This window comes from Sphaerisporangium flaviroseum (genome assembly GCF_039537005.1).
Lineage (GTDB): Bacteria > Actinomycetota > Actinomycetes > Streptosporangiales > Streptosporangiaceae > Sphaerisporangium > Sphaerisporangium flaviroseum.
In genome coordinates, this window is the sequence record NZ_BAAAZR010000008.1 from 628,048 (window position 1) to 644,735 (window position 16,688).

Sequence of the window (16,688 nt, forward strand, 5' to 3'; positions counted from 1 at the left end):
ATCCGCTCGGGGCGTTTGTGGGCGCTGACGGCAACGCTGACGACAACCGGGGCCAAGGTAGACGTCCCAGGTGACCGTACGAGAGTCACCCGGCTACGAGCCGTCTGGAGAACCCTTGGTGATTCAGGACGTGGACGAAGACTCGCGCGGCGGGCCGACCGGGACGTCCGTGGAGCAGGTCAGCGGGGCATCGTTGGGCACCAGGCTCATCATGACCGCGATGCTGCTCGGGGAGTCGGGCTGGTAGTCGGGAGTCCTCATGCCGATGACCAGCTTGGTCGCCGGGGGCATGGCCGATGGTGTGATGACCAACATGGCGCGTCCGTCAGGCTGCTCGTGCAGTTTCTCGATGGTCTCCGGCTTCTCGGAGTTCTCCTGCTTCTTCAGGTCCTGCCGCTTCTCCAGCTTGGCCTTCTTGTCCTGCGCCGACGGCGTGTTGACCGTCGCCGGGGGCTCGGCGGGCTGATTCGCCTCCCCGATGACCTTCTCGAAGTCCTCGGTCAGGTTCTGTGACGGGTCCGATGGCCCGCACCACTTGTTGATCGTGATCTGTGCGGGGATGCCGGCCTGGGCCAGGGTCCGCTGCATGATCTCCGGATCCAGTGACTCACTCTTGGTGAGTTTCACGGTGACCGTGCCGTCGGGGTTGGTGTCGACGGAGAACGCGGCCAGGTGCATGTGCACCTCATTGCCGGTGGCCACCGGCGGCGCGTTCACCTGGGGGCTGCCGATCGCCGGCGTCAGTGCCAGCCCCGTCGCCAAGGCCGCGCCTGCCGCCACGCCCCCGATTCTGCGGCGGCGGCGAGACCGGCCCGCTGCCACGAGAGCCTGCACCGGCGTGCGCATGTGCACCCCGGTCATCGCGTCCCGCACCGTGCCCAGTACGTCTTCGTCGTTCATCGTTCGCCCTCCTGGCTGTTGACTGTTGCGAGATCCCCGCGCAAGGTCGCGACGGCGCGCGACAGATGTGCGGTGACGGTTCCCGGAGCGATCCCGAGGGTCCTGGCCGTGGTCTCGGTGTCCAGATCGAGGAAGACGCGCAGCGCGACCACCTCCCGCTGCCGTTGCGGCAACCGCCGCAGCGCCACCAGCAGAGTGGGGTCCACGTCGATCCCATCGGCCATCGCGGGGTTCACGGTTTCGTGATCTGTCAGGGCCACCTCGTGGCGGCGCCGTCGCCACCAGGTGACCCGGGTGTTCAGCGCCACGCGTACGATCCAGGCGTGTGGCGCCGGATGCCGGCTCACCCTTCGCCACGACATCCACGCCCGCGTGAACGCCTCGGCGACCAGGTCCTCCGCCAACTGCCGGTCGCCTGTGGTGGCCAGCACCGCCCGGAGGCAGGCATCCCGGTTTTCCTGGTAAAAATCCTCGAACTTCAGATGCTCCACATCCCCTATACGCACAGGCACAGCGAGACGCTTACGTACTCGGCGAGGGTGAGCGCGGCGGCGTGTACCGCGATGGGCGCCCCTCCGGGCGACGGCGCGGGGACCGGCGCATGTTCGCAGATCAACCGCCCGGGACACCTCTGGTGTGCGCGCGCAGCGCGATCATGGCGTCCACGATGCTCATCGCGCGCTCTGGGTCGGGTGGGAATCCACCGGGTTCCCCGATCACATGGGTGCCGGGAGGGGCGGCGGGCCGGAAACGCGGAAGTGCCGCCGGAGACGAGGTCTTCGGCGGCACTTCGGTCAGAGGGCGGGTTCCGGGGCCGACTCAGGGTCCCGGAACCCGGTGGATCGGCGCCGGCTAGTTGCGGACGATGGTGAAGGTCGACGTCGTGTTCTTGATGTCCACGGCGTTGTTGCTGAGCGTGAGGTTGTTGAAGGTGGCCGAGCCGACGGCCGGGCCCTGGCCCGCTTCGGGCATCTCGTTGACCCAGATGCCGAAACCGGACTTGGCGTCGAAGGCGTCCCCGCTCTTCTGGGCGCCCGTGATCGAGACGTTCGTGAAGATCGTGTCCTTGACCGGGAACTGCGGCTGCCCGCCGACGTAGTTCGTCTGGAACATGATGCCGCTGTAGGTCGGGTCCACGATGTCCACGTTGCTCACGCGGATGCCCTGGAACACCTTGGAGGCCGAGAAGATCCAGATTCCGGGGAAGGTCTGGGCTCCCCAGAAGTGGCCGCCGGCACGCACGATGGAGATGTTGTCGAACGTGGTCGGCGGGGATGCGCCGAACCCGTTCATCGGGTAGCCGAAGTCCAGCGAGCTGATCGTGATGCCGCTGTAGGTCAGCGTGTCCGCGATGTAGATGTTCCTGAAGGTGTTCGCGTACCCGCCGTAGACCGCGAGACCGGCGGCGCGCCAGGGAAGGATGGCCGTCAGGTTCTCGTACACGTTGTCCTTCTCGTCGGCCCCGCCCGCGTCGATGGCCGAGAACAGCGCGAAGCTGTCGTCCCCCGTCGAGCGGGCCTCGATGTTGCTGACGAGGTTGTTCGTGCTGCCGTTCGTCATGTTGATGCCGTCGGCGAACGTGTCACGGATCCGGGAGTTCTTGATCGTGATGTTGTCGGTGTTGGCGCCCCAGTACATGCAGACCGTGTGCTCGACCCAGACGTTGTCGATCACCATGTTGGCGACGTTGGAGAAGTTGAACACCTTGCCGGGGCCGTCGATGCGCGTCACGTAGTTGCCGAAGTAGGCGAACCCCGAGAACGTCGAGCCGTTGGCCGACGACTGGGCGTCGAAGCCGACGTCGGTGTTGTCCTGGGTGGTCGGCGCGAAGAAGCGCGTGTACCAGGGACCGGCGCCGACGACCTTGGTCGCCTTGCCGTAGACGTAGAACTTGCCCGTGGTCTGGTAGTCGCCCGCGGGCAGGTAGACGCCGACGAGGTTGGTGTCCTGGCGTGCCCTGTCGAGGGCGTTCTGGACGTCCTGGTGGCCGAAGCCGGTCGGCACCGCGTAGCGGGCGGGGTCGGGGTTGGCGATCGGCGACACCTGCTCGGTGTTGATGAAGTCGATCGCGTAGGTCGTGGTGTTGGCGGGGTCCTTCTGCAGTCTGATCTTGCTGCCGGCCGGGACGGTGGTCCCGAGCATGACGTTGGCCTCGTCGTAGATGTGACGCGGTCCCGGTCCCGGCGAGTTCCCAGGCCCGGCCTCGGCGCCGTACAGCCAGGCGTACTTGGACGTCAGGTTGATGGGCTTGAGGAAGGTGCCGTTGACGTAGATGTTGAGCGTCGAGTTGATCCCGCCGCCGCCCGCCGCGTCGGGGATGGAGAACCGGGTGACCAGGGTGTTGGTGCTGGCCTTGGTGGTGAACTCGACGTAGCTTCCCGTCGAGTTCAGCGTGACGGCCCTGCGGCCGGACGCCTCGCCCGCGAGGTCGCCGATGTTCCTGTTCGGGCCGACCACCGCCGCGCCGCCGCCGACGACCGCGTCCTCGGCCTCGTAGCTGTCGTACGGCATGTTCGCGCCGCGCCCCACGAAGAAGGGCTTCGTGCTGGTGTTGTTGGCCTGCTTCACCGGCAGCTCGTTGGCGTCGTTGGCCAGGACCGTCCTGACGGTGTACTTCCCGTTGGCCGCCGTCCACGTGCCCAGGTTCACCGGGCTGGTGGTGGCCCCGGCGGCGATGGCGCCGCTGTAGGAGCCGGTCAGCGTCCGAACGACGGTGCCGGAGTCGTTGGTGACCGTCAGCGTGATGCCGTGCGCGCCGCCGGCGGAGGCCACGGTGCCCTGGTTCTTGATCGCCACTGAGAAGGTGACGACGTTGCCGGCCGCGGGGTTGCTCGGCGTCCAGCTCGTCGTCGCGATCAGGTCGGAGCTGTCGACCGGCCTGACCACCAGCGAGGAGGGGTTGGTGTAGGTGTTGTTGGTCTCGTTCTGCTCCACGACGCCGTTGGCCTCGTCGACCTTGGCGCTCAGCGGGTAGGTGCCGGCGTCGCGCGGGCCGATGTTGGCGGAGACGGTGGCGGACGCCCCCGCTGCCAGCGCGCCGACGGACGCGGCGCCGGCCTTCGTGGTGCCGAGGTAGAAGTTCACGTTCGTCGCGCCGGAGGCGGCGCTCCCGGCGTTCCTGACGGTGGCCGTCAGCGTGACGGCGTCGGTCTCGACCGGGGAGGCGGGCGCCGAGGTCATGCCGGTGATCGTCAGGTCGGGGTTCGGCGCCGCCGTGCCGACGACCTGGAACTCGGCGACCTGCCCGGCGGGCGCACCGGAGTTCGTGGTGATCCTGAGCTGGACGTCGGCGACCCTGCCGCTGACCGGGATCGTCACGGTGTTCTGGGAGGCGGGGTTGAAGGTGTAGACCGCCGCCGAGGACAGGTTGGTGAACGACGTGGCGCTCTGCTCGCGCCCGAGCACCTGGATGGTCTGCGTGCGCGTCCCCCACGAGCTGTCGGGGTTCAGCTTCAGCACGACCGAGTTGACGTCGGCGTTCGCGCCCAGTTGCACGGTCAGCGTGTTGGGGTAGCTGTTGCCGTTGCCTTCCCAGTATGTCGCGACGTTGTTGTCGTTGGCGTTGGTGGCCACGAAGGTGAAGACCGAGGACGACGCGGTGATCGGCTTGCCGACCGCGAGGTTGGAGCCTCCGCCGCCGCTGCCCGTGCGGGTGACGGTGTTGCTGTTCGGGGACTGCTTGCCCGACGCGTCCTTGGCTCTGACGTAGTACGACACGGTGGCGGTGTCGGGCTGGTTGTCGGTGTAGGTGAGGACGTTGCCGGCCACGCTGCCGCGCAGGGCGTTGTTGGCGTAGACGTCGTAGCCGGTGACGCCCACGTCGTCGGTGGAGGCGTTCCAGGTCAGCCTGATCTGCCCCGAGGCGGGCTGGGTGTAGGCGAGGTTGCCGGGCGCGGTCGGCGGCGTGGCGTCGCCGCCCGTGCTGGGCCCGTACACCTCGAACTCGGAGATCTGTCCGGCCGGCCATCCCGTGTTCCCCGTGATGTTCAGCCGTACGTACCGGGTGCTCGTCGCGGTGAAGTTGATCGTCACCGTGTTGCCGGTCGACGGGTTGAAGACGTAGCCGGCCGAGCCGACGATGGTGGAGAAGGACGAGCCTGTCGTGCTGCCCTGCACCGCGAGGGTCTGGGTCCTGGTGGCCCAGGCCGCCGGGGGCGGGAGCTTGAGGATGACCTGGTTCACGCTGACCGCGGAGCCGAGGTCCACCTGCACCCACTGCGGGAAGGCGTTGTTGGCGCTCTCCCAGTAGGTGCCCTGGTTGCCGTCGTTGACGTTGGCCGCCTGGTAGACGTCGGCGACGCTGCTCGCCGAAGCGGTCTTCCCCGCTGCCAGGTTGGGGCCCGCCGCCGAGGCCGGGAGGACCGGCCCCACCAGAACGAGCAGGCCGGCCGCGACCATCGCGGCGACCAGCCGTAACAGTGGTTGTCTCTTTCTCATTGCGTTCTCTATCTCTCGTCTGGAACGACAGGGTGGAACGGGAGTCCGTGACGTCCGCCGCGCGACGCTCCGTGTGTCGCCGGGGGGTGCTGATCTCAACGCAGAGGGCGATAAGCGCTGTGGCCGGGGGAGCGCCCGGGCGGCGACCGACCGCGCAATGCCGTAGCCGACATCACCTGAGGCCTCCATGGACGGGGGCGGGGCGGGTGCACGGACGCAGTGCGTTCCAGCCAGAAGTTGCGGAGAATAGACAGAAAGAGAACAGTAGTTTGCAAGAATCTTGCAGGACGTTGGCCAAAGGTTACATACATGCTACGGCCGCGTCAACGGTTTGGTCAGGCCGTCTTGACAGGCCACGAAGGCCTTACGGGTGACCCCGATAGGACGGCGGGAGCGGAGTCTCCGGGTCGTCCAGACGGCCACCGCCCCGAGCCCCGGTCGCCTCTCACGACCCGGCAGGTCACGGCCGGTTCGGGCGTCGGACGCCCCCGTACCCGGAGCGGTGAGGTACGGCAGCGCCGCGCATCGGTGAAATCACCGGTTGCGCTCCGGAGGCGTGACCGGCCTGTCACATCTCTTCCGGCGACGACATCCGCGCGTAACACTAGGGGCGTGTCTCCCGCCTCCCGCACCAAGCAGGCACCGATCCTCCGCGGACGACGTGGCGAGCAGAACGCTCTACGGCAGATGCTGGAGCGCGCCCGTGACGGATCGGGCGGAGCGATGCTGCTGCTCGGCGGACCCGGCACGGGCAAGACCGCCCTGCTCGACTTCGCCGCGGCCCGCGCCGACGACTTCGTCGTGCTCAGGACCGCCGGTGTCGAGACCGAGTCCCACCTCTCCTTCTCCGGACTGCACAGCCTGCTCCGCCCGGTCAAGGAGTCGTCGGCCCAGCTGCCCCGGCCGCAGGCCGCCGTCCTGAGAAAGGCCCTGGAGCTGGGCGTCACCGACGGCGGGCTCGCGCTGGCGGCCGCGGTCCTCGACCTGCTCTCCATGGTGGCGGCGCACAAGCCGGTGCTGGCCTGCGTCGACGACCTCCACCAGCTCGACGCGGCAAGCAGGGAGGCGCTGTTCTTCACGGCCCGCCGCCTGGCAGGCGAGCGGGTCGCGTTGCTGTTCGCGGCGCACGACGACCGTACGGTGCCGGGCGGCATCCCCGTGCGCGTCCTCGACCGGCTCTGCCCGGCCGAGGCCAGGGAACTGGTCGACGACCTGGTGCCGCTGGGACTGGGGGAGGATCTCCGCGCGTCGCTCGACCGCATCGCGCGAGGCAACCCGCTGGCGCTCACCGAGCTCGTCGGCTCGCTGAGCCCCGGCCAGATGGCGGGCACCTCGGCGCCGCCGGATTCGCTGCCCCGGGGTGGCCGGCTGTGGCAGGCCTACACGAGGCGGCTCGCGCGGCTGGACGCGGACGCCCGGCACCTGCTCCTGCTGATCGCGGCCGACCCCGAGCTGGACACCGCGACGCTGGTCCGCCTGGCAGAGCCGCGGTGCGCGCTCCTCACGCTCGAACCGGCCGAGAGCGCGGGCATCGTCCGTGCGGCGGGGGACCGTTACCACTTCACGGAGCCGGCGATGGGCTCTGTGGTGTACTCCAGCGCCTCTCTGGCCCGCCGGCGCGCCGCGCATCGCCTGCTGGCGGGCGTGCTGGACCCGGACCACCAGCGGCTGAGGCGGGCATGGCACCGGGCGGTCGCCCTCGACGGTCCCGGCGAGGTGCTGGCCGGCGAGCTGGCCACCGCCGCCGAGGCCGCATCCTCTCACGGCTGCCACCCGGAGCCCTTCCTCGCCCTGGAGCGGGCCGCCGAGCTGACCGAGGACGGCGACCTCAAGGCGAGCCGGCTGGCGGCCGCCGCCCGCCACGCCTCCATCTCCGGGCACCCGCAACGGGCCAGGTCACTGCTCGCCCGCCTCTCCTGTCTGACCGTCCCGGCGAAGATGCGCGGTCAGACCGAGCTGCTCCACGGAAGCCTGGAGCTGCTGGCCGGGGAGACCGGCAACGCGCACGACAGGTTCCTCGCCGCCGCCGGATGGCTGCTCGACCGCGACCGCGCCCTCGGCGTGCGTGCGCTCGTGCGCGCCGCGGAGGCCGGCTACCTCGCCGGGGACAACCAGCGGTTCTTCGCCATCGCCCGCCGCGCCGCCGCACTGCGCCGGCCCGACGAGTCCGGGACCACCCAGTTGATGTTCGAGTACCTGGCCGGCATGGCGGCCACCTTCAGGGGGGAGCACGCCGAGGCCGCCGATCCGCTGCGCCGGGTCCTGCGGCTGGCCCCCTCCGTACGCGGCCCGGCCATGCTGGTCTGGGCGGGCGTGGCCAGCCTCCTGCTCGGCGAGGACGCCCACGCCCTCATGCTGGCCACCCGGGCCGTCGAGAACGCGCGCGGACGCGGGGTCGCCTCCGCGCTGCCGCAGCTCCTGGAGGCGGTGATCCACGCAGAGATCTGGATGGGCCGCTACGCCTCCGTCGCGGCCAACGCGATCGAAGGACTCCGGCTCGCCCAGGAGACCGGCCAGCTCAACACCGCGGGTCACCACCTCGCGTGGCTGGCGCTCACCGCGGCGGTCCAGGGCGACGAGGAGACGTGCCGGATCAGGGCCGGGGCCGCTCTCGAAATGGCGGACGCCCATGGGCTGGGCGTCGCCGGAGCCCTCGGCAACTGGGCGCTCGCCCATCTCGACCTGGCCGCGGGACGGGCCGAGGACGCCGCCAACCGGCTGCGCAAACAGCGAAGGAACGGTCACGTGGTGGTACGGGTGATGGCCACCCCCATCTTCATCGAGGCCGCGGCGCGCACGGGGGAGCGGGAGCAGGCCATGTCCGCGTTACGGGTGCTCGACCGCTGGGCGGACAGTACCCGCAGCCCCGACCGTCTCGCGCTCGCGGCGCGATGCCATGCGCTGCTCGCCGGGCCGGGCGAGGCGGAAGAGCTTTTCCGCCACGCCCTCGACCTGCACCATCGAGGGTCCTGCGAGTTCGAGACGGCCCGTACGCAGCTGCTCTTCGGCAGCGCCCTGCGCCGGGAACGGCATCCGGGCGCGGCGAGAGAGCACCTGCGCAGCGCCCTGGAGACGTTCGAACGCCTCGGGGCCCGGCTGTGGATCGACCAGACGAGGGGCGAGTTGCGCGCCGCCGGTCAGGCCGTACGGTCCACGTGCCCCAGGAAGGCCGATCAGCTGACGGCGCAGCAGTTCCAGATCGCGCGGATGGTCGCGGAGGGAGCGACCAACCGCGAGGTGGCGGCGCAGCTCTTCCTCAGCCCGCGCACCGTCGAGCACCACCTGAGGAACATCTTCGCCAAGCTCGGCATCCGCTCCCGTGTCGAGCTGGCGCGCCTGCTGTCCTGACCCCGGTGGATCCACCGCACCTCACCACCTCACCACCTCACCACAAGGCAAGTGATTTCGCCGATGCGTGGATGACCGGGCGACTTAACAATGACGACAGTCAGCAGTCATCAGGAGGCCATCAGGCACCGTGCACCCGCGGCGTCCCGCGCATAGGGACGGTCGCGGGCACGGTCGGCCGCCCCAGCGGCCTCCTTCCCCCACGAGCAGGGAGCACATCAACGTGCAGCCACGCGAAGCCCTCTCCCTCACCCCCCACCCCTCCCTCTCCCTCCCCTCCCGGCGCTCTCGCGGAGTGCGGTTGATCACCAAGGTCTGCCTGGCGCTCGCCCTGGCGGGCAGCGGCGTCGCCCTCGCCCCCGGCGCCCAGGCCGCGGAGAACCCCTACGAGCGCGGTCCCGCCCCCACCAACGCCAGCATCGAGGCCTCCCGCGGCCCGTTCGCCACCTCGCAGACCTCGGTCCCCTCGCTGGGCGCGAGCGGTTTCGGCGGCGGGACCATCTACTACCCGACCGACACCAGCCAGGGCACGTTCGGAGCCATCGCCATCTCCCCGGGCTACACCGCCAGGTGGTCCAGCCTCAGCTGGCTCGGCCCCCGCCTCGCGTCCCAGGGATTCGTCGTGATCGGCATCGAGACCAACACGCTGTACGACCAGCCGGCCAGCCGCGGGCGGCAGTTGCTCGCCGCGCTCGACTACCTGGTCCAGAGCAGCTCCGTCAGAAGCCGGATCGACGCCGGTCGGCTCGCCGTCGCCGGGCACTCGATGGGCGGCGGCGGCTCGCTGGAGGCGGCGGACGACAGGCCGTCGCTGCAGGCGGCCATCCCGCTCGCGCCGTGGAACGCCACGAAGAACTGGTCGGGGATCAACGTCCCCACGATGATCATCGGTGGCGAGTCGGACACCGTCGCCCCGGTGAGCACGCACTCGCAGCCGTTCTACACCAGCATCCCCGCGTCGGCGGAGAAGGCGTACATGGAGCTCAACGGCGCCTCCCACTTCTTCCCGCAGACGTCCAACACCACGATGGCCAAGTACATGATCTCGTGGATGAAGCGGTTCATCGATGATGACACCCGCTATGAGCAGTTCCTCTGCCCCGCTCCGAGAAGCACCGCGATCGAGGAGTACCGCGACACCTGCCCGCACGCCTGATCCTCACCTGCCTGCCATGGCGGCCGCCGCGCGCGGCCGCCATCGGCGTGTCAGGGGCCGGTTCGGCGGCTCAGACCGCCCGGTCGCCCTCGGGGACGACGATCACCGTCGGCAGCGGGACCTCGAGCGCCTCGGTGACGGCCTCGTGCAGATCGTCCGGCGTCTTCGCCACCTGACCCCGGGCGCCGTACGCGAGCGCGAGGGCGGGGAAGTCGGGACAGTGCAGGTCGACGGCCACCGGCTCCATGCCCCGCTGCTGCATCTCCTCCCGGATCTCCCCGAAACCGCCGTTGGCGGAGATGACGATCGGAAGGCTGAGCCGCAACTCGACGGCGGTGGCCAGATCCTGGAGGCTGAACTGGAACGCGCCGTCACCCGCCAGCACGACGGCCGGCCGGTCGGGCCTGCCGAGCTTCACGCCGATCGCGGCGGGCAGCGCGAAGCCGAGCGTGCCGTACCCGCTCGGGAACAGGAACCGTCCCGGCGGGTCCATCGGCAGGGCCACGACCGCCCCGTGGTAGACCATCATCGAGTTGTCGCCGACGACGATCGTCTCCTTCGGCAGCGCCCGGCGCAGCGCCCGTACGTGCTCCGCCCATCTCTGCGTCAGCTCACCGAGCTCACGCTCGTGGTCGTATCGCGGCTCCTGGCGCGACCGCGGCACGGGGTTGCGCCGCTGGATCCGTTCGCTGAGGCCCTCGACGGTGAGCGCGGCGTCCGCCACGATCGCCACGTCGGCGACATGGTCGCCCTGCATCTGCCCGGGGTCCACGTCGACCCGGATCAGGGTCCCGGCGAGGGAGAACCGCTCCTCCCACAGATCCGCCGGCCCCAACTCGGTGCCGATCGCCAGCACCACGTCGCACTCGGCGAGCCAGCGCCGGACCGCCCGCAGGTGCAGGGTGGCCCCGAGCGCGAGAGGGTGGCTCTCCGGCACAGAACCCTTGCCGTTGACCGTGGTCACGACCGCTCCGCCGACGCGTTCGGCGAGGCGCATGATCGCCCGGCCGACCGGCGGCTCGTCCTCGTCAGGGCACTGGGCCCCTCCGCCCAGGACGAAGCCGGGGCGCTTCGCCCCGCGCAGCAGCCTGGCGGCCTCGTCGAGCGCGAGGGGGTCGGGCACACGGGGCATGATCCGGTACGGCGAGACCAGCTTGACGCTGTCCTCCATGTCGAGCAGGTCGGCGGGGATCTCCACATGAACCGGGCGAGGCCGTCCCTCCGCGAACCGGCCGAACGCGCGCGCGACGGCGGCCGGGATCTCGCGCACGGAGGTGACGCGATGGCTCCACGCGCACAGCGCGTCGATCGCCCGCGACTGATCCTTGCTCTCGTGCAGGTAGCCCCGGCCGCTGTACGGGTGGCAGGTGGGCACACCGGGGGAGATCAGCAGGATCGGCGAGGAGTCGGAATAGGCCTGCGCGAGCGCCGTGGCGGCGTTCACGACACCGGGGCCCGTGGTGGTGACGACCACCCCCGGCCGGCCGGTGGCCCGGGCGTACCCGTCGGCGGCGTACCCGGCGCCCTGCTCGTGGCGGGGGGTCACGCACCTGATCCGCGAGAGGGTGAGCGCGTCGTAGATGGCCAGGTTGTGCGTTCCTGGGATCCCGAAGACCGTGTCAACACCGTGCAACCGGAGGGCCTCGACGAGCGCACACGCTCCCGTGAGCGTCGTGATCCGTCCCGCCGCGGGAATCACATCATGATCGACCACGTATCACGTCCAGGGGAGGGAAGGGTTTTCATAATACGTTTCCCCTCCCGGGCAATGCCATACGCGTTTCTGGCAACAAGGACTTTATTCGGTATCAGGAGTTGTTTCGCGGCACTCCTGGAACCCGGCCGGCGCGATTGCCGACGGCGTGTTTGTCGGCTCCGTGCTCCAGCACGTTTTCAATGGACGCGACGGCCTGGCAGACCATGCGATCCATGGCCTCGCGGGTGTGGGAGGCGATATGGCCGGTGACCAGAAGCCGGTGGCCGAAGTCGGCGAGCAGCCGGTTGGCGCTCGCGCAATCCGGCCCGTAGAAGCCGTCGAACACGGCCAGGCTGACCCGGCCCTCCGCCATGCAGAGGTGCAGGGCTCCGGGGTCGACCACCGCGGGGCGGGCGGTGTTGACGAGAATCGTGCCGGGGCGCAGCCGGGCGAGAACGCCGGCGTCGATCATGGGATTCGTCTTTTCGGTCAGCGGGACCATGACGACCAGGATGTCGCTGTTCTCGGCCAGCTCGTGAAGCGGAAGAAAGGTGATGCCGAGCCTTTCCTCGACGTCCTTCTTCGGAGTCCGGCTGTAATAGGCGACCTCGGCTCCGAACGCCATCGTCAGCATCTCGGCGATCCGCGTGCCGATCGAGCCCATGCCCACGATGCCGATCTTGCGGCGCCGGAGGTTGTGAGGTAGCTCCTCCGGGCTTGTCCAGTCGGGTAGCCGATTGCCCAGGTGCTCGAAAATGCGGCGATTGGCCAGGAAGATCTGCCCCACGGTGAACTCGGCGACCGAGTCGGTCGCCGCTCCCGGAGTGTTCGTCACGACGATGCCGAGCTCGTCGGCCCGTGCCACGTCGATGAAGTTCTCGTACCCCACGCCGAGGAAAGCCACGACCTTCAGGGTGTGCGCCGCGCTCTCCAGCGCTCTGGCGGTGGCACGCTCCTCGCCCCCATGGAGGTAGGCCACCGCGCCCTTCAGCTCGTGCACAAGCCTGTTCTCCGACAGTGGCTGACGCGGTCGCCGCAGGTCGAACCCCAGATCGAGCAGCGGTTCAAGGAGCGAGGGGTCGATGCCCGCGCCGGTGACCAGGATCGTCCCGGCCTTGCCCGCCACCTCGCCGGCGGAGCCTGGCCTCGTCAGATGCCGATCCGATACATCCCTGGTCGCCACTGTTTGGGGCATATCAAATATCTCTCAGAGTTAGGACACAAATGTCCGTTTTTTCCTTTGGTATCTCCCCTATCACGACAAACCAAGTAGCGTGCGAAATCCACGGGTGGTCCAGGCGACGGAGCAGGAATCTAATGGTATAAGGGTCTTGGTGGTTTCGTCTGCCCTTAAGAAGTAAAACGAAACCCCTAGGTGGGCCGTGGGGGCCCCACCTCCGCCCCGCCGAGCTACGTAGGTGCTTCGTAGTGCAGAAAGGGTTCATATGAAACTCCAGCCTCGCCAGCAGCTTCTTGAGGTCTGGGAGGCGGCAGCCCGTACTTCTTACCGCGACGGGATCTGGACCTGGGGCGGGCGGGACGGCTCGAACTCCATCTCCGACGCCGAACAGCTTCTCTGCTTCATGTATCCCGCGTCCGAGCTTCCAGGCTTCCGGCTGGACACCCCGGACGACACCTCCGACGACGTGCTGGCCTCGCTCTCCGGGCTCGGCGACGCCGTCGAGATTCCCAAGCTGCTGCTGAAGGTGCTCGGCCAGTACCTGCGCACCTACACCGCGGAGGACGGGCGGCCCATCTTCTCCGGCGGAAGCTACTTCCAGACCGCCGAAGAGGACGCCAAGATCACACCCGAGCAGTTACAGCTCGACGTGGTCGACTCCCTCTCCATGTCGGTCACGCTCGCGCTGGGCGCGCTGGGCTTCCTGAAGGTCTTCAGGCAGAGCGTGCGCAGGGAGGCCATCCGCAGGGAGATCCGGGAGCTGGAGGATCTGGCGAGCAGCCGGCTGTCGGCCGCCATGGTCGGCCTGCTGCGCAGCTTCACGGTCAACGCCTTCGATCCGGGCTCGTCGCAGGGCCACGCGCTGATGCGAAGCGTCAACCAGACCGGCGCTCCCCAGCGTCGCGTGCTGGAAGACCTGCGGCGGGAGCTGCGCCCGGTCCGGGCGGGCCTGCGTGACCTCACGATCGGATCCGGTAGCCAGGTCGACCTCGACAACGAGAACCTCCTGTTCGAGTGCGGATGGACGTGGGGCATCGTGAAGGACGCCCCCGACATCGTCACGCCGCTGAACATCGGCCCGCAGCCCAAGGGGGTGGCGGCCGACACGCCCTTTCTGTACTTCACCGTCAACGCCCTGGTCGGCATCGGCGACCTGTTCTCCGAGCGCACCCGCGTCCTCGGCCTGCTCAACGATGACCAGCTCACGCTCGCCCAGGCCATCCAGCGCCGCTGGGACCTCACCCAGCTCTACTGGCGGACCATCGCCATGTTCGGCCGCGGCACCTGGCCGCTGGAGGACATCCCCTGGAAGACGACCGACGAGAAGGAGTCGGAGTACTACAGCCTCGGCGTCACCGCCATGGTGGTGCAGAGCCTGGTCAACAACCGCGCCGCCGACATCGACCTCGGCCGCGTCGCCGGCGTGCTCGAGGAGCTGGCCGTACGGGCGAGGATCATCCGCCGGGCCGTCCCCGGCGACCCCCCGGTCCTCATGCACTCTCCCGGAGTGCCGGTCAGCCTTCGCGGCAGCGAACTGCTCGGCCCCGACCTGACCTGGGTCGTGTCCGACTTCGCCATCACGCTGCTCAAACGTACGATCTGGGCCGCCTCCATCGCGCAGAACACCCGGCCCAGGGAGCGGCTGCTCGCCCTGGCCGACCAGATCTGGCGGCACATCGCCCTGCGCCGCTGCGCGAACGGCGCGGCACGAGGGCTGTGGGACCAGCCCGCCAACGTCTTCACCGACATCGAGGTGATCCACGAGGAGCCGTCCTGGTACTTCAGCGAGCGGGTCGTGGAGTTCCTGGTGTCCGCGGCGCAGGCCAGCGGCGACTCCCCGCTGCGCAGCCCGCAGCTCGTCGAGCTGGCCACCCAGATGCTCAGCGAGGCCGAGCACCTGCTCGACCAGGAGCTGGTCACCCGGCCGCTGGTGGCCGGGCAGACCATCCAGCCGAAGCTGCGCAGCATCCAGGCATCGCTCCAGCGGGCCAGGGCGATCCTCAGCGACAAGCCCGCCACCTCCCAGGCGCTGATCAACGACGCCCTGCTCAGCCTGGAGCGTCTGGCCGCCGCCCGTGACAGCGCATCGGAGGCCATCTAGATGCTGGTCTTCGCGATCTCCGACAAGGGTGGCACCGGGCGCTCGGTCACGAGCACGAACATCGTCTACCGGCACGCGTTGCAGGGGTACGACGTCTGCTACCTGGACTTCGACTTCGGCTCTCCCACCGCCGGGGCGATCTTCAGCGTCAGCTCGGTGGCTCGCGGCGTCAAGCGCAACGGCCTGCACGAATACCTGCGCGACGAGTGCGCGGAGCCGGCGCGGATCGACATCTGGACCGACTCCGACCGCGAGGGGCTGAGGACCAAGCCCCCCGGCGCGGGCCGGCTGGTGCTGCTCCCCGGCAGCGAGGGAGGCGGCGAGCTGTCGCTGATAGGCGACGACATGGTGCGCAGGTGCGTGCAGCTCTTCAGCAGGCTGGAGGAGGAGTTCGACCTGTGCATGGTGGACGTCAGCGCCGGGCGCTCGTTCACCGCCGAGCTGGTGCTGAAGGCCACGGTGCGGCTGCCGCCGGTCCCGTTCCGCTGGCTGGTCTTCCACCGCTGGACCCGCCAGCACATCATCGCGGCCGACGGGCTCGTGACCGGCGCCGACGGCATCCTCGACGTCGGTGTCAGGTTCGGGCACGACGCCGAGACCCTGCGCGACCGCATCCGCTTCGTCCGCACGGCCGTCCTGGAGCCCGACGCCGCCGAGCTGATGGGCCTGCGCGACGAGCAGAGGGCCTGGCTGAGCGCCTGCGACAGCGAGCTGCGCGAGCTCGCCGGCCGGCACGGCGTCGGGCGCACGGCGATGCTCGGCAAGGTACCGCTCGATCCCATCCTGCAGTGGCGGGAGCAGCTCATCTCCGACGAGGACGTGCTGGCCAGCAAGATCGCGAACGCGGAGACGGCGGCGGCGTTCGAGGAACTGGCCAAGAAGATCGTCGACGACAGCGCGTGGGAGGGTCTGTGACGTCGGTGAACGCGACGTTCGGCGAGGTCGCGGCGGAGCGCCGCATCGCGTCCGCGCCACTTTCCCATGTGTCCATCGAGCTCGGCCATCTCTACATGGAGGACTTCGAGGCGGGGCCCGAACGGCTCCGGGAACAGTTCCGCCGGGTGGCACCCTGGGCGCGCACCGTGCGGTCGAGCTGGCAGGAGCGCGTGCCCGGGCAGCGGGCGAGGGTCAGCACCTGCTTCCTCATCGACGACTACTTCAGCCGCTTCAGCTCTCCGGCCGAGCTGGTGCCGATGGTCCTGGAGGCGGCCGCCGAGAGCGACCTGTCCATCGACTACCTGGCCAGGGAGTCCGCCTGCGCCGAGTCGGACGGTCTCGAGCTGGCCAGGCTGGTGGAAGACCGGCTGGTGGACGACCCCCCGCCCGAGACCAACGGGTCGCGTCCGGCCGTCAAGGAGACCGGCTGGCTGTGCAACGGGGCGCGGTCCCCGCACATCGGGGCCGTGCAGGCCATGGGCAAGGCGCCGTCGTGGGCGCCGCCGGTCCAGAACGCCAAGCGCGGGCACTCCATCTTCGTCGACGTGGAGCTGTGGGACGAGAGCGGGCCCAAACGCACCTGGTCGTGCCCGTTCCTGGCCGCCGTCTGGCAGCTCCTGCGGCTGGGGCTGCTGCGCAGTGACGGCAAGTTGCCGTTACGTCCGGTGCCGCGCGGGGAGGCCTGGCCGGCCGACTGGAACTCGCTGCCCGCCATCGTGCAGCTGAACGACCTGGCCCCGCCGTTCAGCGCCTACACCACGCTGTCGGTCCTCTCGCCCCGATTCCTGCCGGTCGAGCTGGCCGTGCGCACCATCCTGAGCCAGGTCGCCGTGGACGCCGAAGTTCTGCGGCAGGTGGCCGACCGAAGTGAGGTAGAGGGCATCGGGCTCGAGGACGAGCTCGTCGATCGCATCTCCTACGTTTTCGGCTAGGA

10 protein-coding genes are annotated in these 16,688 nt (G+C 69.5%); 5 read left to right on the forward strand and 5 right to left on the reverse strand.

Annotated features, from left to right (window positions below):
* Positions 1–123: 123 nt before the first annotated feature.
* The 3 genes from ABD810_RS19075 to ABD810_RS19085 all read right to left on the reverse strand — a co-directional run bounded on the left by ABD810_RS19075 (position 124) and on the right by ABD810_RS19085 (position 5,337).
* A complete protein-coding gene (locus ABD810_RS19075; protein ID WP_344941602.1) occupies positions 124–900 on the reverse strand; it encodes a hypothetical protein in 777 nt (258 codons plus the stop codon).
* Complete coding sequence (locus ABD810_RS19080; RefSeq protein WP_344941606.1) at positions 897–1,412, reverse strand: sigma-70 family RNA polymerase sigma factor; 516 nt, start codon at positions 1,410–1,412, stop codon at positions 897–899. Before ABD810_RS19080 ends, ABD810_RS19075 begins: the two co-directional genes overlap by 4 nt.
* A gap of 340 nt (positions 1,413–1,752) precedes the next feature.
* Entirely contained in the window at positions 1,753–5,337 is a 3,585-nt protein-coding gene (locus tag ABD810_RS19085; RefSeq protein WP_344941610.1) for a discoidin domain-containing protein, read from the reverse strand.
* Positions 5,338–5,949: 612 nt separating this feature from the next.
* On the opposite strand from ABD810_RS19085, the gene ABD810_RS19090 reads away from it, so the two are divergent.
* Together ABD810_RS19090 and bdeA are read left to right on the forward strand one after the other, a co-directional pair.
* Positions 5,950–8,685 (forward strand): helix-turn-helix transcriptional regulator, encoded by a 2,736-nt coding sequence (locus ABD810_RS19090; protein WP_344941613.1) that lies wholly within the window; start codon positions 5,950–5,952, stop codon positions 8,683–8,685.
* A gap of 223 nt (positions 8,686–8,908) precedes the next feature.
* Positions 8,909–9,841: a bis(hydroxyethyl) terephthalate hydrolase gene (gene bdeA / locus ABD810_RS19095; RefSeq protein ID WP_425566915.1), complete on the forward strand. Its 933-nt coding sequence runs from the start codon at positions 8,909–8,911 to the stop codon at positions 9,839–9,841.
* 70 nt (positions 9,842–9,911) lie between these two features.
* Here bdeA and ABD810_RS19100 read toward each other — a convergent pair whose 3' ends face one another.
* Both ABD810_RS19100 and ABD810_RS19105 read right to left on the reverse strand, forming a co-directional pair.
* Positions 9,912–11,555, reverse strand: coding sequence for a thiamine pyrophosphate-binding protein (locus tag ABD810_RS19100; RefSeq protein ID WP_344941616.1), 1,644 nt, complete (start codon positions 11,553–11,555; stop codon positions 9,912–9,914).
* Between the two features lie 94 nt (positions 11,556–11,649).
* Positions 11,650–12,732, reverse strand: coding sequence for a 2-hydroxyacid dehydrogenase (locus tag ABD810_RS19105; RefSeq protein ID WP_344941619.1), 1,083 nt, complete (start codon positions 12,730–12,732; stop codon positions 11,650–11,652).
* A gap of 250 nt (positions 12,733–12,982) precedes the next feature.
* Here ABD810_RS19105 and ABD810_RS19110 point away from each other — a divergent pair, with 250 nt between their 5' ends.
* The 3 genes from ABD810_RS19110 to ABD810_RS19120 are packed head-to-tail and all read left to right on the forward strand — an operon-like array spanning position 12,983 to position 16,686.
* A complete protein-coding gene (locus ABD810_RS19110) occupies positions 12,983–14,818 on the forward strand; it encodes an SCO2524 family protein (RefSeq protein ID WP_344941622.1) in 1,836 nt (611 codons plus the stop codon).
* Positions 14,819–15,733 (forward strand): SCO2523 family variant P-loop protein, encoded by a 915-nt coding sequence (locus tag ABD810_RS19115; RefSeq protein WP_344941626.1) that lies wholly within the window; start codon positions 14,819–14,821, stop codon positions 15,731–15,733.
* Positions 15,730–16,686, forward strand: coding sequence for an SCO2522 family protein (locus ABD810_RS19120; RefSeq protein WP_344941629.1), 957 nt, complete (start codon positions 15,730–15,732; stop codon positions 16,684–16,686). Before ABD810_RS19115 ends, ABD810_RS19120 begins: the two co-directional genes overlap by 4 nt.
* Positions 16,687–16,688: the final 2 nt, after the last annotated feature.